Here is a 16,514-nt window from a genome sequence, read left to right on the forward strand (position 1 = left end):
AGAGGGCGGTTTGGCCCGATCCGCCCGGCTTGTCCAGAAGGGGCGTCAGACGAGCAACAGATCGCCCGCCGCCAGGGCCGGCAGGCCGGAGAAGGTGGCCACCACCACCCGCCCCGCCCCGCCATAGCCATCCGCATCCCACCACAGCCGCCCGGCATCCGTCTCATAGGTGAAGGCGGCCACGCCGCGCTGCTCGGCCTGGCCCGAGAGATTGGCGAAGAAGCGCCCGGCCTGGCCGGCCAGGCTGCCCGCTGTCAGGCCGCTCAGCCCGCCAGGGTCGAAGCCGGCCAGCGCCAGCACCACCTGGTCCAGCCCGACGTCGAAATCCGCCACGCTGTCCACCTCGGTCGGCGGGGGCGGGGCGCCGAAGACGAAGCGGTCGGCCTCCGTCCCGCCGATCAGGATGTCCCGCCCGGCGCCGCCCTCCAGCGTGTCGGCGCCCGCCCCGCCGCTGAGCCGGTCGCCGCCCTGGCCGCCATTCAGCGCGTCATCGCCCGACATGCCGTTCAGCGTATCCGCGCCCTCCTGGCCGAGCAGCACATTCGCCGCCCCGTTGCCGGTGAGCCGGTTGGCCAGTGCGTTGCCCGAGAGGGTGAAGGCCTCGTTGCCCGTCACCACCCCGTTCTCGATGAACTGGGCCAGGGTGTAATCGCTGCGCCAGCCCGCGATGCCGCCGGGCAGGATGCGGGCGGCGCGCTCGACCAGCACCGTGTCCGTCCCCCCGGGCTCGGCCTCCAGGATCAGGTCCCAGCCCTCGATGGCGATGCTGCCCGGCGGGGCGTCGGGGGTGGCGACGTCGCGCAGGATGTAGGTGTCGTCGCCGAACTCGCCGAACAGCGTGTCGGCGCCCAGCGCGCCCCAGAGCGTGTCGGCGCCGTCGCCGGCGACGATCCGGTCATCGCCATTGCCGCCATCGAGGTCGTTGTCGAGCACATTGCCGACCAGGACGAAGTCGCGTGAGTCATAGACCCAGCCATTCTCGACCTGCGCGCCCAGCGTGTAGCTGCTCTTGAACAGCAGCGGCAGGCTCGGATAGGGCGCGGCGACGAGGATGACGGTGTCGTTGCCCCCACCCACCGGTTCCAGCACGGCGTCCCACTCCGCGAGGGAGAAGGCGGTCTCGGTGACATCGGTGAGGATGTAGGTGTCGTCGCCGAACTCGCCATAGAGCGTATCCGCGCCCCCGCCCCCGCCCAGCGTGTCCGCGCCATCGCCGGCCACCAGCAGGTCGGCGCCGAAACTGCCGATCAGGCGGTTGTCATGGATGTTGCCGACCAGGGTGAAGCTGCCCTCGCCCTGCGCCTCCAGCCCTTCGAGATTGGCGCCCAGCGTGTAGCTCGCACCCAGCGCGCCGGAGAAGAAGTTCGGATGGCCGCGCAGCAGCACCGTGTCGAAGCCGGCATCCGCCCCCTCCGCCACATCGTCGAAGACGCGGCCGAAGCCGGTGCTGGCGGCCGCGCCGATGTCGTAGGTGTCGTTGCCCAGCCCGCCGCGCAGCACGTCGAAATCGCCGCCGCCGACCAGCAGGTTGTCGGCGGCATTGCCGTAGAGCGTGTCGGCGAAATTCGTGCCGATCACGTTCTCGACGCTGCTGAAGCGGTCGCCCGCCGCCAGCCCGCCGCTGAGCAGCAGGGTGCCGGTGGGGGAGAAGGCGAGGCCGAGCAACACCTGCACCGGGCCGCTCAGCGCGCTGTAGTCGGCCGTGTCGATGCCCTCGCCGCCATTCATGCTGTCGGCGCCATGGCCGCCGAGGAAAGTGTCGTCGCCATCCCCGCCCGCCATGGTGTCGTTCAGGTCGAGCCCGTCGAGGCGGTCATTGCCGCCGCCGCCCTCCAGCCGGTCGCGCCCGGCGCCGCCGCTCAGCGTGTCGTCGAAGGCGCTGCCGCGCAGCCCCTCGACCCGGATGTAGCTGTCGCCCGAGGCATCGCCGATCCAGCCCATGCCGACCGACAGCGAGGCCGCGACCCGGCCGAGCGACATCTCGTAGGAGGCGATGTCGAAACCCGTACCGCCATCGAAGACATGGTCGCCGAGTCGGCCGACCATCACGTCGTCGCCGGCATCGCCGAACAGGCGGTTCACGCCGTCCCCGCCATCCAGCGTATCGGCGCCGCCGCCGCCACGGATGGTGTTGTTGGCGAAGTCGCCGCGCAGCCGGTCGCCATGCGCGGAGCCGGTCAGCCCCTCGATGGAGGTGTAGCGGTCGCCTGCCGCATCGCCCGCATTGCCGGCCGGGTTGCCCAGATCGGCCACCACCCCGGCCGCCGCGCGCGCATAGGACGCCACGTCGAAGCCGCCCAGGCCGAGCAGCGAATCGGCACCGGCGCCGCCCTCGAGCACATTGTCCACCTCATTGCCGATCAGCGTGTCGGCGCCCGCGCCGCCCACCGCGTTCTCGATCCAGTTCACCACCTGCCCCGCGCCGTTGCGCACCAGCGCGGCCATGGCGACATTGGCGGTCTTGCCGGCGATGTCGCTGAAGAAGCCGGCGCGCAGGTCGATCAACTGGTTCTGCGCGAAGCCCGAGACATCGAAGGTGTCGATCCCCCCGGCATCCCAGATCGCCACATGCGGCACCTGGTTGATGGTGAAGTCGAAGCTCGCCGCCGAGGGGCCGCGCAGCGTGGTGTTGAAGCCGTAGACGTCGTTGCCCGTGCGCGTGCCGAGATTGGCACCATAGAGCCGCTGCGCCGCCGCGATGTCGTGCAGCAGCGGGGATTCCACGTTGCGCGCCTCGCCCAGCGTGAAATAGGACATGATCGTGTATTGCCGATGGTCCTCGATGTAGAGGGCATCGTTGAGGTAGCTCGGCTGGGTCGGTGGCGGCGCGGGCGGGGGCAGGGTGGGCACCGCGTTGTAGTCGCCCGGATGCTTCAGCCCGATGGCGTGGCCGATCTCATGGATCAGCGTCTCGAAATTCGCCTGGCCCGGCCCGATGCTGCCATTGCCGGTGAAGCTGTTGCGGTTGAGCCAGACATCGCCGGCCCGCGCGGCCGGGTCGGCATCCCCCGGGCCGGCGGCGAAGGCGGCGGAATTGTCGGTGGTGGAGAGATAGGTGCCGAACAGCATGGTGGCGTTGTTCGAGTAGCCGGAGGTGGCCTCGCGCACCTGCGTGAAGGTGATGTTCGCCACATCCGACCACAGCTGCAGCGCCGATCGCACCGCCGTGATCTGCCCGCCATTGAGCCGGGCGAAGCTGTTGCCCTCGAGGCTCGTGGGATCCATCTGGTAGCCCTCCGGCACGAAGGCGCGGAAGGCGTAGGTGACGGCCGCGGGGGCGCCGAGCGCGGGCCCCCAATGGGCGTCGGTGCGGGTGATCTGCTGCGCTGCCTCCGCCACCGACTTGCTGAGCGTGGGTGCCATGCCGTTGGGCATCTTGCCGGTCTCCTGTCCCGAATGATCCTGCGGGCCAGTAAGGCGGAGGGGCCGCGGGGAAGTCCCGAAGCCCGTCCGAAACTTCGGCGAAAGCCGCCCCGCGCTACTCCGGCTGCAGGCCGGTGGCGCGCACCAGCTGCTGCCAGGTGGTGCGCTGGGCGCGCATCAGCGCGGCGAACTCGGCCGGGGTGGTCGGGAAGGGCGCGTTGCCGTTGGCGGCGAGCCGCTCGACCATGGTCGGGTTCTTCAGGCCTTCGTTGATCACGCTGTTCATGCGCGCCACGATCGGCTCGGGGATGCCGCGCGGGCCCATGACGGCGGAGAAGCTCGGCAGGTCGTAATCGGCCACGCCCTGCTCCTGCACGGTGGGGAATTCGGGCGCGAGCGGCCAGCGCGTGGGGTTGGTCACCGCCAGCGCGCGCACCTGGCCCGCGCGGACCGAGCCGATGACGCCCGCATAGCTGTCGAACACCACTTGGATGTTGCCCGCGATCAGGTCGGCCAGCGCCGGGGCTGCCCCGCGATAGGGCACATGGGTGAGTTCCACGCCGGTGCGCTGCATGAACAGCACGCCCAGCATGTGGTTCGCCCCGCCCGCCCCGGCCGAGCCGAAATTGAGCTGGCCGGGCCGCGCCCGGGCATAGGCGATCAGTTCCTGGATGTTGTTGATCGGCAGGCGCGGATTGACGCAGACCATGGCCGTGCCGGTGGCGAAGGTGGCGATGGCGGTGAAATCGTCCACGCCCTCATAGCCGGGCGTCTTGAACAGCAGCGGCGCGCCGAGATGGGAAGAGGGGCTCGCCATCATCACCGTGTAGCCATCGGGCGGGGATTGCGCGACATGCGCGGTGCCGATGGTCCCACCCGCGCCGGCGCGGTTGTCCACCACCACCGGCACGCCGAGGCCATCCTGCAGCACCTGCGCCTGCAGCCGCCCGGCGATGTCGCTGGCCCCCCCCGGCGGGTAGGGCACCACCAGGCGGATCTGGCGCGCCGGCCAGGCCCCCTGGGCGAGCGCCGGGGTGGCGAGGCTGGCGGCGCCCAGGGCTGGGGCAAGGGCAAGCAGGCTGCGGCGGCGGATCATCGGCATTCTCCCGTGGCTCTCGGCGATCAACCCCCGAAGCTTGGCAAGAAACGTTCCAGCATGAAAGCCGCCCGCGCGGACCGTCGCGCCGCGCCGCCGGGCTACCGGACGCTGCTGGCCGGCTGGGCGGTGGGCGCCGCGCGCGACAGCCGCACCCGATCACCGCGCGAGATCATCACCCGGTCGCCGACCTGCAGCCCGGCCTCGTTCGTCTGCACCACGGCGATGTCGCCGCCGCGATCCTGCCGGACCACGAACTCCACCGCCTGGCCCTGGGTGACGCCGCGCTCGATGGCGTTGCCGGCCAGCCCGCCGATGATCGCCCCGCCCACGCCCGCGATGGCGTTGGAGCGCCAGTCGCCGCCGATGAAGCTGCCCGCGAGGCCGCCCGCCACCGCGCCGCCCACCGTGCCCACGCCGCTATTGCCGCCCGCCACCGTCACCGGCCGGGTGCCGACGATGGTGCCGAAGGAGACGGAGGCCTCCTGCCCCAGCGCACCGGCCGAGACGGTGTTGCCGGTATTGGCCGGCGCGCAGGCGCCGAGCACGGCCACCAGCGCCAGGGCGGCGAAGGCGGGGCGGAAATTCGGGGGAAGTCGCATGGGGTCACATCCTTCTGGACATGGGTCGGGTCGAGGGCCGGGCACGGCGCCCGGTCTTGAGGCTAATCTGCACCGAAGTGCGGCGCGGCGCGATGCCCGGCCTGTCTCGACCCTTTTCAAGGCATCCCTGCGGCGGTCTTGCCACGATCTGGTCCTTGCTTCCCCGCACCCCCTTGCTGTAGGGCTTTAGGCCTTGCTGTTGATGCGCCCGCTCAACGCCCGGTCGGCGTGGCGCCGGGGCGCATCAGGGTGGCAGCGGGGCGTGGCGATAGTCGCGTCGCCTTGCCATCCAGGCGTCAACTGGGAGCGTCATTCGGGGTTGGCCTGGGATGGGCGTCGCAGGGGCGACGGTCATTCTGAGGGGGGCAGGCCTCGGGAAACGATCACCCGGAAACCGACGGAGAACGCGGATGAACCGCTTCCGCTGCGCGCGTCCCTTGCGAGCCAGGCTCTCCACCCTGGCGGCCTGCCTGGCCCTTGGCCTGCTGGCGGCCTGCGCGCAATCGCCTGCCACCGGCCCGCAGGTGGTCTCCGATGGCCATTGGCCGCGCCCGACCTCCTATGATCCGCCCGGCCCGCCCGGTGACCCCTGGGGGCCGTGGATTTCCCAGGCCAGCCGCCGCTTCGACATCCCCGAGACCTGGATCCGCGAGGTGATGCGCCAGGAATCCGGCGGCCGCGCCTCCGCCACCTCGCGCGCCGGCGCCATGGGGCTGATGCAGGTGATGCCCGGCACCTACCGGGAATTGCAGGCCCGCTACGGCCTCGGCCCCGACCCCTACCATCCCTGGGACAGCCTGATGGCCGGCACGGCCTATCTGCGCCAGATGTATGAGCTGTACGGCAACCCCGCCTTCCTCGCCGCCTACAATGCCGGCCCCCGCCGGCTGGAGGACTACCTCTGGGGCAGCCGCGGCCTGCCGAACGAGACGCGCAACTACGTCGCGCGCATCGGCCCGCGCATCCAGGGCACCACGCCCAACCGCCGCGCAGCGCCCGAGGTCTATGCCGCTGCCGAGCTTCCCTTCAACGTGCCCGCCGGCCCCCGCCGCGCCGACAGCGCCACCATGCTGGCCCTGCGCGAGCAGAGCCGTGCCGCGCAGCAGCCGGCGATCCAGGTGGCGCAGCTGCCGCCCGGCCCGGTCGTGCGCATGGAGCCGATCCCCGACGGCAGCACCTATGCCGCGGCCGAGCCCGCGCGTACGCAGATCGCCTCGGCCGGCCCGGTCATCGCCATGGCGCCCATCGTCAGCCCCGGCGACCCGGTGCGTGGCGAGCCCGCGGGTGCCGAGCGCGTGACCCGCATGGAGCCGATCGTCAGCCCCGGCGACCCCGGCACGATCCAGGCCGAGCCCCTGCCCCCGGCACGCGGCACGGCGCTGGCCGCCGCGCCTCTTGCGCCCTCGCGCGGGTTCTCGCTGATCCCGCAGGCCCAGGCGGGCACGCTGCCGGCCCCGCCGCGCGGCCTGGTGGCGCCGAGCCCGGCCGCACCGGCCCCCACGCCCACCCCGACCCTGGCGGCGTCGCGCAGCCCCGTGCCTGCCACGCCCGGCCCTTGGGGCATCCAGGTCGGCGCCTTCGCCTCCGAGAACCTCGCCCGCGCTGCGGCCAACCGGGCGCGGGAGCAGATCGGCGGCAGTGCCACCCGCACCGTGATCGAGCCCGTGACCCAAGGCCGGAACCGCCTGTTCCGGGCGCGCGTCGTCGGCCTGTCCAACCGCGGCGCCGCCGACCAGGCCTGCGACCGCCTCCGGGGCCGCGGCGCCTGCGTGGTGGTCGCGCCGGGGGCGTGAATCTGGGGCCTGAGGCGCGCCAATTACGACAAATTACTACCGCTGGTTAGTAGATTCGCGGCCGACACATCGTATGCTGTCAATATGGCTGTGGATCAGACACACACTGAGGCGCCGCGCGCCCTGCTCGGACTCCGCCCCCCGGTGGAACCGTCCGACCGCGCGCGCCGTGGTGGTTCGCCCGCCCTCCCGGAGCGTCCCAGCTACCAGATCGTCTCTTCCGGCCGCGACAGCGAGGACCAGGAAGGGCGCGGCAAGACCAGCGATCTCGTCACCGCGCTCGGCGCCGGGGCTGTGCTGGTTCTGTTTCTCGCCGCCATCGGCCTGCTGCTGAACTGAGCCGCTGACCGGGTTGCCCTGGACTTGTCCCGGGGCGCCCCGCGCCGCACCCTGCCTCCCTCACGGGAGGTTCGCACCCTGACATCACATCCGCTTGATGCGCTGCTCCGGCCGCGCTCCCTTGCCCTCATCGGGGCCTCGGACGACCCGACCCGGATCGGAGGGCGGCCGCTGGCCTATATGCTCGCCCAGGGATTCGCCGGGCGGCTGATGCCGGTGAACCCGAACCGGCCCCGCGTGCAGGGCCTGCCCGCCTTCGCCACCGTCGCCGACCTGCCCGAGGCGCCCGAGGCCGCCATCATCGCCATCCCCGGCGAGGGCGCGATCGCCGCCGTCGAGGCGCTGGGCGCACGGGGCTGCCGCGCCGCCATCTGCTTCACCGCCGGCTTCGCCGAGGTGGGGCCGGCGGGGGTGGACCTGCAGGCCCGCCTCGTCGGCGCCGCGCGCCGGCACGGCATGCGACTCGCCGGACCCAACTGCCTCGGCCTGTTCAACGCCACGCGCGGCTACTACCCCATTTTCACGGCAAGCTTCGAGATGGGCTGGCCCCTGCCGGGCCATGTCGGCATCGCCAGCCAGTCCGGCGCCTATGGCAGCCATCTCTTCGCCGCCGCGCGCGACCGGGGCATCGGCACCCCCGTGCTGGTCACCACCGGCAACGAGGCCGACATCCACATCGCCGACGTCATCCACTGGATGGCCGCCAGCGAGGAGGTGCAGGTCATCGCCGCCTATGCGGAAGGCATCCAGGACGGCCCGCGCTTCCTCGCCGCGCTGCACGCGGCACGGGCCGCGCGGAAACCGGTGGTGATGATGAAGGTGGGCCGCAGCGCGCTGGGGGCGGCGGCGGCGGCCTCCCACACCGCCTCCATCGCCGGCGACGACCGCATCTTCGACGCCGTCCTCGACGAGTTCGGCGTGGTCCGCGCCCGCACCACCGAGGAGCTGCTCGACATCGCCTATGTCGCGCAGAAGCGCATTTTTCCGAGCGCCAACACGCTCGGCGTCGTCACCATCTCGGGCGGGGCTGGCGTGCTCATCGCGGATGCGGCAGAGGCCGCCGGCCTGCCCATGCCGCCCCTGCCCGAGGCGGCGCAGGCCAGGCTCAAGGCGTTGGTGCCCTTCGCCAGCCCGCTCAACCCGGTCGATTGCACGGCCCAGGCCTTCAACGACATGAGCGTGATCGGCGCCTTCGCCGAGGCGATGGTGGCGGAGGGCGGCTACAGCTCGGTCATCGCCTTCTTCACCGCCTGGGGTTCCAGCCCCTCCATGGCGCCGCGCCTGCGCGCCGAACTCAAGCAGGTGCTGGACCGCCACCCGGGCCGGCTTTTCGCCCTCAGCATCCTGGGCACGCCCGAGCGGCTCCGCGAATGGGAGGCGGATGGCTTCCTCTGCCTTGAAGACCCCTCCCGCGCCGTGGTGGCGCTCGCCGCCATGGGCCGCATCGGCGCCGCCTTCGCCCGCGCCCTTCCACCGCCCCCCGCCCTGCCCGCCGTGACGCTGCCCGAGCACGCGCCCAACGAGGCGGAGGCGAAGCGCATCCTCGCCGCTGCCGGCATCCCCATGGCGCCCGAGCAGGCCTGTGCGACGGCGGAGGAAGCCGTTTCCGCCGCCGACCGGCTCGGCTACCCGGTGGTGGCGAAAATCCTCTCCCCCGACATCCTGCACAAGAGCGAGATCGGCGGCGTGCTGCTGAACCTCGCCGATGCCGCGGCGGTGCGCGAGGGCTTCGCCACGCTGCTCGCCCGCGCCGCCGCCCAGGCGCCCGGCGCGCGGATCGAGGGCGTGCTGGTGGCGAAGCAGCTTTCGGGTGGGGTCGAGATGGCGCTGGGCGTGCTGCGCGACCCGGTCTTCGGCCCGATGCTCATGGTCGGCCTCGGCGGCGTCTTCATCGAGGTTTTCCGTGACGTCGCCTTCGCCCGGTGCCCGGTTTCGCCCGCGCAGGCCGAGGCGATGATCCGCGGGCTGCGCGGCTTTGCGTTGCTGGATGGGGCGCGCGGGCGACCCAGGGCCGATCTCGCCGCCCTGGCCGAGGCGGCCGCCGCCCTCTCGCGCTTCGGCGCGGCGGCGGGGCCGCGCCTGCTCTCGGCCGAGATCAACCCCCTGCTTGTCCTGCCCGCAGGCGCCTTCGCGGCCGATGCCGTGATCGAACTGGATGCCGCCCATGCCGATTGACCCGGAAAAACTGCTGGCCTTCCCCATCCCGGAGATCCGCCAGACCCTGCGCTGGCAGGATTGCGCGCTCTATGCGCTGTCGCTCGGCCTCGGCGCCGACCCGATGGACGAAGCGGCCCTGCGCTATGTCACCGAGGGCCCCGCCATGCGCGCGCTGCCGAGCATGGCGGTGGTGCTGGGCTATCCCGGCTTCTGGCTGGCCGACCCGGCGACGGGGGTGGACGCGCTGCGGCTCGTGCATGGCGAGCAGAGCCTGGAACTCCATGCGCCCCTGCCGGTGCAGGGCGAGGTCATCGGCCGCTCCCGCGTCACCGGCCTGGTGGATCGCGGCGCGGGCAAGGGCGCGCTGCTCTACACCGAGCGCGTGATCCTCGACGCCGCGACGGGGGCGAAGCTGGCCACCCTCGGCCAGACCACCTTCCTGCGCGGCGATGGCGGCTTCGGGGGCGCGTCGGGGCCGGTGCGCGCCCCGAACCCGGCGCCGGTGGGCACGCCCGCGCTGGTGGTGGATCTGCCGACAAGGCCCGAGATCGCGCTGCTCTACCGGCTGAACGGCGACCACAACCCGTTGCACAGCCGGCCCGAGGTGGCCGCGGCGGCCGGCTTCCCGCGCCCGATCCTGCATGGGCTGGCGAGCTTCGGCCTGGTGGCGCGGGCGCTGCTGCAGGCGGTGTGCCAGGGCGAACCGGGGCGCTTCGGCCGCATGGAATGCCGCTTCTCGGCGCCGGTCTATCCGGGCGAGACCATCCGCACCGAGATCTGGCCCGACGACAAGGGCGCGGCCTTCCAGGCGCGGGTGCTGGAGCGCGACGTGGTGGTGATCGGGAACGGCGCCTTCGCACGGCGCTGACGCGGCGCGTGCCAATCCCGTTCCCCCGGACCGCAGATCAGCATTTTTTTTCGCATACGATTACGGCATAGTACAGGTATCATCGGGGGGAAGGGAAGCACATGCCTTTCATTGCGGGCACCAACGGTGCCGATTCCATCACCGGCGCAGGCAGCAGCGGCGGCCTTCCGAACATCCTTCCCGGGGAGCTTTTCTCGGTCGATGGCCTTGGCGGTGACGACACACTGACCGGCGCCGTCAACTCGACCCAGCCGGTCTTCCTGCTCGGTGGCCTGGGGAATGACCGCCTGCAGGTCTTCGCGGGCAACAACAACGGGCTCTATGGCGGCTCGGGCAGCGACACGCTGATCGGCGGCAGCGGGCCGGATGACCTGCTGGACGGGCAGGACGGCGATGACAGCCTGGTCGGCGGCAACGGCTTCGGTGGCCTGCTGCGCGGCGGCACCGGCAACGACACCATCCTGGGCGGCGCGCCGACCCTGCTCGGTGCGGGCGTGATCAACCTCGTCGCCGAGGGCGGCGACGGCGACGATTCCATCATCGGCACCTTAAATGACGACCGGCTGCATGGCGGCACCGGCAACGACACCATCCTGGGCGGCGGCGGCGTCGATTCCATCTTCGCCGGCGAAGGCGCGGACAGCGTGCGCGGCGGGATCCTCAATGACCTGATCGATGCCGGCAACGGCAACAACACCGTGCTCGGCGGTGGCGGCGGCGACGTGATCCTCGGCGGCTTCAACGATGACAGCTTCTCGGGCGAGGCCGGCTTCGACACGATCGATGGCGGTAACGGCAACAACTTCATCTCGGGCGGCCTCGACAACGACCTGCTGACCGGCGGCTTCGGCAACGACACGATCCAGGGCGATGAGGGCAACGACACGATCCATGGCAGCGGCGGCGGCAGCTCCGTGCCCGGCGTGGCAAACCTGCTCTCGGGCGGCGATGGCGATGACAGCATCACGGCAAGCTTCGGCGCCGACAGCATCGACGGCGGCAACGGCAATGACCGGATCGACGCGGGCGATGGCAACAACACGATCGCGGGCGGCGACGGCTCGGACCGCATCATCGCGGGCAGTGGCGCCGATTCCATCGATGGCGGGGCGGTCGGCGACCACATCGATGCCGGCAACGGCCGCAACACCATCAATGGCGGCGCGGGCGACGATCGCATCTTCGCCGGCTTCGATGACGACCTGATCATCGGCGGCGCCAACGACACCACCGATGGCGGCGAGTACATCGACGCCCATCGCGGCAACAACACCATCCTCGGCGGCGGCGGCAACGACAACATCATCGCCGGCAGCGGCAATGACAGCATCGACGGCCAGGATGGCGATGACCGGATCGATGCCGGCGACGGCAACAACATCCTCGCCGGCGGCCAGGGCAATGACCGCATCTTCTCGGGCAGTGGCGCCGACAGCGTCGATGGCGGCGAAGGTAACGACAACATCGTGGCCGATGGCGGCAGCGATGTCCTCCTCGGCGGGCTTGGCAACGACACGCTCGATGGCGGCGACGGCTCCGACACGCTGGATGGCGGCGCGGGCAATGACCGCATCCTCGCGGGCGGCAGCAACGACACGATCATCGCCTCCTTCGGCAATGACGTCGTCGATGGCGGCGATGGCTTCGACGTGCTGGATTACTCGCAGCTCGGCGCCACCGCCTCGGTCGTCGTCACGCTGCGGCTGGGCTTCTTCCGCGCCGCCAAGCGCGACGAAGGCGTGGTCACGGGCAGTGATTTCCTTTCCAACGCCATCGAGAGCTTCATCGGCACCCAGAATGGCGACAAGTTCCTCGGCTGGGACCAGGACGAGACCTTCACCGGCGGCGGCGGCAACGACACGATCCATGGCGGCGCCGGCTTCGATACGGCGCGCTACGACCGGCCCGGCGTGGGCAGCGTCATCGCGAACCTCGCGACCGGCATCGTCCAGGACGGGCTGGGCGGGGTGGACCGGCTGATTCTTGAGAGCGCGACCAACAACTATGTCGACGGCATCGTCACCGGCGATGCCGCCGACACCATCATCGGCGACAGTGACGGCAACTTCCTGCGCGGGCGTGGCGGTGCGGACTTCCTCGATGGCGGCGCGGGCTTCGACATGGCCGACTACAGCGGCGACGCCCTCTTCGGCGGCACGCTGCCAGGCGTGCTCGCCAACCTCTCCGACGCGGCGGTAGGCGGCGTGGCGGGCGGGCAGGCGCGCGACAGTTCGGGCGCGCTCGACACGCTGGTGAGCATCGAGAACCTGCGCGGCACCGACATGGCCGACACGCTGATCGGCAGCGATTCCGTCGGCAACAGCTTCCGTGCCGGCCGCGGTGCGGATGTGATCAATGGCGGGCTCGGCAACGATACCGCGGATCATCGCAACGATGCCGATCTGAACGGCGATTTCCACGGCGCCATCATCAACCTCTCCAACACCGCGGTCACCATCCCGGGCTTCGGGGCGGAGACGACGCTGGTGAGCGCGGCGCGCACCGCGCGTGACGGCTGGGGCGATGTGGATGCGCTGACCAGCATCGAGAGCGCGCTTGGCAGCAGCTTCAATGACCGCATGTTCGGCGCCGAGCGCACGGCCAGCTTCAGCTTCGGCGGCATCTCCCACTTCGCCACCGACCGCTCCTTCCTCAATGGCCGGCAGGGCGAGGACACGCTGCAGGCGATCTCCGCCGGCGACGGCGTGGTCGCCAGCTACCGCGACGACCAGTCGGGCATCGTGGCGCAGCTTGATGTCAGCTTCGTCGTCGAGGACGGCTTCGGCTATTTCGACCTGCTGGTGAATGTCAGCGGCATCGAGGGCAGCGCCTTCGACGACGTCATCACCGCCGGCGCGACCGGGTCCTGGATGCGCGGCCGCGCGGGCAACGACACGCTGACCGGCGGGGCGGGCTTCGACGCCCTCAATTTCGGCAGCGCCACCGCGGCCATCGACGTCAACCTGCTGACCGGCATCGCACAGGATGGCGAGGGCGGCACCGACAGCCTGCTGGGCAGCTTCGAGTTCATCTCGGGCAGCGGCTTCGCCGATGTGCTCGTCGGCGACGCCGATGGCACCTGGTTCTTCGGCGGCGCCGGCGCGGACACGATCACCGGCGGCGCGGGCGAGGATTGGGTCCACTACTACGCCGCCTGGCAGGGGGTCGCTTCGCCGATCCATAACGGCGTGAACGTCAACCTCAACAACCAGTCTGCGCGTGACGGCGACGGCACGGCGGGCGGCGGTTCGCTCGACAAGCTCACGAGCATCGAGCACGCGCTCGGCAGCTTCGGCAACGACACGCTGATCGGCAGCGCCGGCGCCAATTCGCTCGGCGGTGCGGAGGGGAACGACACGATCAACGCGCTGGCCGGCGACGATGTGCTGGATGGCGGCGCGGGGGCCGATACGCTGCAGGGCAATGACGGCGCCGACACCATGATCGGCGGCACGGGCGATGATTTCTTCTTCGTCGGCGCCATCGGCGATGTGGTGATCGAGCTGGCCGGCGGCGGCATCGACACGGTGCAGAGCGCGATCAGCTACACCATCGCCGCAACGGCGGATGTGGAAGTGCTGCTGCTGACCGGCGCCTCCAACCTGGTCGGCAACGGCAACGCCAACGCCAACGCCATCACCGGCAATACCGGCAACAACCGCCTCAGCGGCGATGCGGGCAACGACACGCTCTCGGGCGGGCTTGGTGCCGATACGCTCTTCGGCGGGCTGGGGGCGGACAGCCTCTCCGGCGGCGCGGGGGCTGACCAGTTCCAGATCGATCGCCTTGGCGACAGCCGCGGCACCACCGCGATCGACCGCATCGCGGATTTCGAGATCGGCGTGGACGACATCGTCTTCCAGGATGTCGCGGGCCGCTTCGTCTCCGGCGTCGCCATTACGGCCATCAACCTCGGCGCCGTGCAGACCGTCGCCACGGCCAACACCCTGGCCGCGGTCTATGCCGGGATCAGCGCGCTGGCGGCCAGCACGGCGACGCTGCAGATGGCGCAGATCAACGTGACGGCCGGCAGCATGGCCGGCAGTTACCTCTACGTGAATGACGCCAATGCCGCTGTCAGCAACGCCGCCGACATGCTGATCGGCCTGTCCTTCGCCGGCGGGCCCGGGCTGCTGACGGCGGGCGATCTGGGGCTGTTCTGAAGCGCCTCAGCCCTGCTCGGCGAAGAAGGCGTCGAGCAGGGCGTTGAAGGTGCCGGCGCATTCGAAATAGGCCGAATGCCCGGCGGCCGGGATGGGGGCGACGCGCGCGCCGGGGATGAGCGGCGCCATCAACTCCCCCGCGAAGGGCGGCAGCACCACATCCTGCCCGCCGGGGATGAACAGCACCGGGCATTTCGCGGCGATCAGGTCGGTCGGCGGGCGCACGCGCATCGCGCCGATCCGCGCGCGCACGGCTTCCTTGTCGAGCCCGGAAGAGGCCGCATCGATCTGCGCGTAGAGGTGGTGCAGCGCGGGTTGCGCTTCCGCCATCGCCGCCCCGCAGGCGGGCAGGATGTGGCGCGCGAGCAGGTCGGCCCTGGCGGCATTCGCCTGGTCCTGCCACGCGGCAAGGCGCGGCCCCGCGCCGGGCACCTTGGACGGGTCGAGCGAGCCTGTCGTCGCCGCCAGCACCAGCGCCGTCACGCGGCCCGGATTCGCGATGGCGAATTCCACGCCGGTCCAGCCCCCCATGGATTGCCCCACGAAGCGGATCGCCCCGAGGCCGAGATGGTCGAGCAGCGCGGCGAGGTCGCCGGCATAGGCGCGCGGATCCGGCCCGCCCGCGGGCGCGGTGGAGGGCCAGAAGCCGCGATGCGAGAAGGTCACGCAGGTGAAGTGCGGCGCGAAATGCGCCACCTGCTGCCACCAGGACATCAGCCCCCCGCCCAGCCCATGCGCGAAGACCAGGGGCGGGCCCTCGCCCGTCACCTCATAGGCGATGCGGCAATCGGGGCGGTCGAGGAAGCCACGGCGGCGGGCTGGAGCGGCAAAGTCCGGGGCGGCGAAGGGCATGCGCTGGCACTCCTGATCGGCGCGCCAGCGTAACCCCGGCGCCCGGCCCTGCGAAGCGGAGTGCGGGAGACAACCGAAGGAGCCATCCCGCCATGTCCAGACACATCACGCGCCGCCTTGCCCTGGGTGCTGCGCTGCTCGGCGCCGGCGCCTTCCTCGCGCCTGCCGCGCACAGCCAGACCATGGCCGCGCCGGAGCCGGTCTCCGTGCAACTCGTCGATGGCCTCGAAGGCGTCTTCGGCACCCATGCGGGCCGCCGCCGCAGCGGCGCCAAGGGCGTCTGCGCCACGGGCGAGTTCGTGGCGAATGGCGCGGCCGCACCCTTCACAACCGCCTCCACCCTGCAGGCGCAGGCGCGCTCGGCGGCAGTGGCGCGCTTCTCGATCGGCGGGGGCAATCCGAATGCGCCGGACAATGCGCCGAGCGTGCGCGGGCTGTCCTTCTCGCTGGAGGGGCCCGGCGGCGACACGCATGAATTCGTGCTGATCAACACCCCGGTCTTCACCGCGCGCACGCCCGAGAGCTTCGTGCGCTTCCTGCGCGTGCGCGCGCCCGATCCGGCGACGCGCCAGATGAACGCCGCCGCCGTGGCCGCCGCCAATGCCGCCCATCCGGACTGGGCGCCGCAGATGGCCTATCTGCGCGACAACGCCCCGCCGGCGAGCTACGCGACCGCGCCCTATTTCGGCGTGAACACCTTCGTGCTGACGAACGCCCAGGGCCAGAAGCAGCCCGTGCGCTGGACCTTCGAACCCGTGGCCGGGCGCGTCGGCCTGACGCCCGAGGAACGCGCGGCGCGCGGCCCCACCTTCCTCGAGGCCGAACTGCGACAGCGCCTGGCCACGGCCCCGGCCGAGTGGCGCGTGCTGCTGCAATTCCCGCAGGCGGGCGACAATCTCGATGACGCGGTCACCGCCTGGCCGGCGGATCGCCGGACTGTCGAGGTCGGCCGCCTGCGCATCACCGGCCTGCAGCCGGCGGGGGCTGCCGGGGCCTGCGATGCGCGGATGTTCAACCCGACCCTGCTGCCCGCGGGCATCGACCCCTCGGACGACCCGATCCTGAATGCGCGGGCGGAATCCTATGCGGTGTCGCTCTCGCGCCGCAGCCAGTGATGCCAGTCGCAGGAAGTTCCGACTTGCGGCCCGAAGGGCCGAGCGCGCGAAGGCGCGCCGCGGCTTATGCCGCGAAGCCAAGGGCCGCGGATGCGGCCCGCCCGGCGACTGAGGGGCACAAAGGTGAAACCTTTGTGCGATGGGTATGACCCATCCGGGGGCCGTC

Annotated in this window: 10 protein-coding genes; 6 read left to right on the forward strand and 4 right to left on the reverse strand. The window is 71.4% G+C overall.

The genetic code is table 11. The features are described 5' to 3' along the window. Positions 1–45 precede the first annotated feature (45 nt). The 3 genes from AC2D9U_RS06775 to AC2D9U_RS06785 form a co-directional block, all read right to left on the reverse strand. On the reverse strand, positions 46–3,375 hold the full coding sequence (locus tag AC2D9U_RS06775) for a M10 family metallopeptidase C-terminal domain-containing protein (protein ID WP_484747565.1): 3,330 nt from the start codon (positions 3,373–3,375) through the stop codon (positions 46–48). 103 nt (positions 3,376–3,478) lie between these two features. Further along, positions 3,479–4,459 carry a Bug family tripartite tricarboxylate transporter substrate binding protein gene (locus AC2D9U_RS06780; protein WP_484747567.1) on the reverse strand — a complete coding sequence of 327 codons (981 nt, stop codon included), beginning with the start codon at positions 4,457–4,459 and terminating at the stop codon, positions 3,479–3,481. A 101-nt stretch (positions 4,460–4,560) separates the two neighbouring features. After that, entirely contained in the window at positions 4,561–5,061 is a 501-nt protein-coding gene (locus tag AC2D9U_RS06785) for a glycine zipper 2TM domain-containing protein (protein WP_484747569.1), read from the reverse strand. Between the two features lie 410 nt (positions 5,062–5,471). Between AC2D9U_RS06785 and AC2D9U_RS06790 the strand changes: the two genes are divergently transcribed. The 5 genes from AC2D9U_RS06790 to AC2D9U_RS06810 all read left to right on the forward strand — a co-directional run bounded on the left by AC2D9U_RS06790 (position 5,472) and on the right by AC2D9U_RS06810 (position 14,381). Next, on the forward strand, positions 5,472–6,854 hold the full coding sequence (locus tag AC2D9U_RS06790) for a transglycosylase SLT domain-containing protein (RefSeq protein WP_484747570.1): 1,383 nt from the start codon (positions 5,472–5,474) through the stop codon (positions 6,852–6,854). Between the two features lie 90 nt (positions 6,855–6,944). Continuing rightward, entirely contained in the window at positions 6,945–7,193 is a 249-nt protein-coding gene (locus AC2D9U_RS06795) for a hypothetical protein (RefSeq protein ID WP_484747572.1), read from the forward strand. Between the two features lie 24 nt (positions 7,194–7,217). Next, positions 7,218–9,368: an acetate--CoA ligase family protein gene (locus AC2D9U_RS06800; protein WP_484747573.1), complete on the forward strand. Its 2,151-nt coding sequence runs from the start codon at positions 7,218–7,220 to the stop codon at positions 9,366–9,368. Next, positions 9,358–10,218, forward strand: a complete 861-nt coding sequence (locus AC2D9U_RS06805; RefSeq protein ID WP_484747575.1) for a MaoC/PaaZ C-terminal domain-containing protein — start codon at positions 9,358–9,360, stop codon at positions 10,216–10,218. The genes AC2D9U_RS06800 and AC2D9U_RS06805 overlap by 11 nt, the downstream gene beginning before the upstream one ends. A 101-nt stretch (positions 10,219–10,319) precedes the next feature. After that, entirely contained in the window at positions 10,320–14,381 is a 4,062-nt protein-coding gene (locus AC2D9U_RS06810; RefSeq protein WP_484747576.1) for a beta strand repeat-containing protein, read from the forward strand. A gap of 6 nt (positions 14,382–14,387) precedes the next feature. On the opposite strand, the gene AC2D9U_RS06815 is transcribed toward AC2D9U_RS06810, so the two are convergent. Further along, on the reverse strand, positions 14,388–15,233 hold the full coding sequence (locus AC2D9U_RS06815) for an alpha/beta fold hydrolase (RefSeq protein WP_484747577.1): 846 nt from the start codon (positions 15,231–15,233) through the stop codon (positions 14,388–14,390). Between the two features lie 92 nt (positions 15,234–15,325). Between AC2D9U_RS06815 and AC2D9U_RS06820 the strand changes: the two genes are divergently transcribed. Then, positions 15,326–16,348 carry a catalase family peroxidase gene (locus AC2D9U_RS06820; RefSeq protein ID WP_484747579.1) on the forward strand — a complete coding sequence of 341 codons (1,023 nt, stop codon included), beginning with the start codon at positions 15,326–15,328 and terminating at the stop codon, positions 16,346–16,348. Positions 16,349–16,514: the final 166 nt, after the last annotated feature.

This window comes from Roseomonas sp. TF40, from assembly GCF_057219975.1.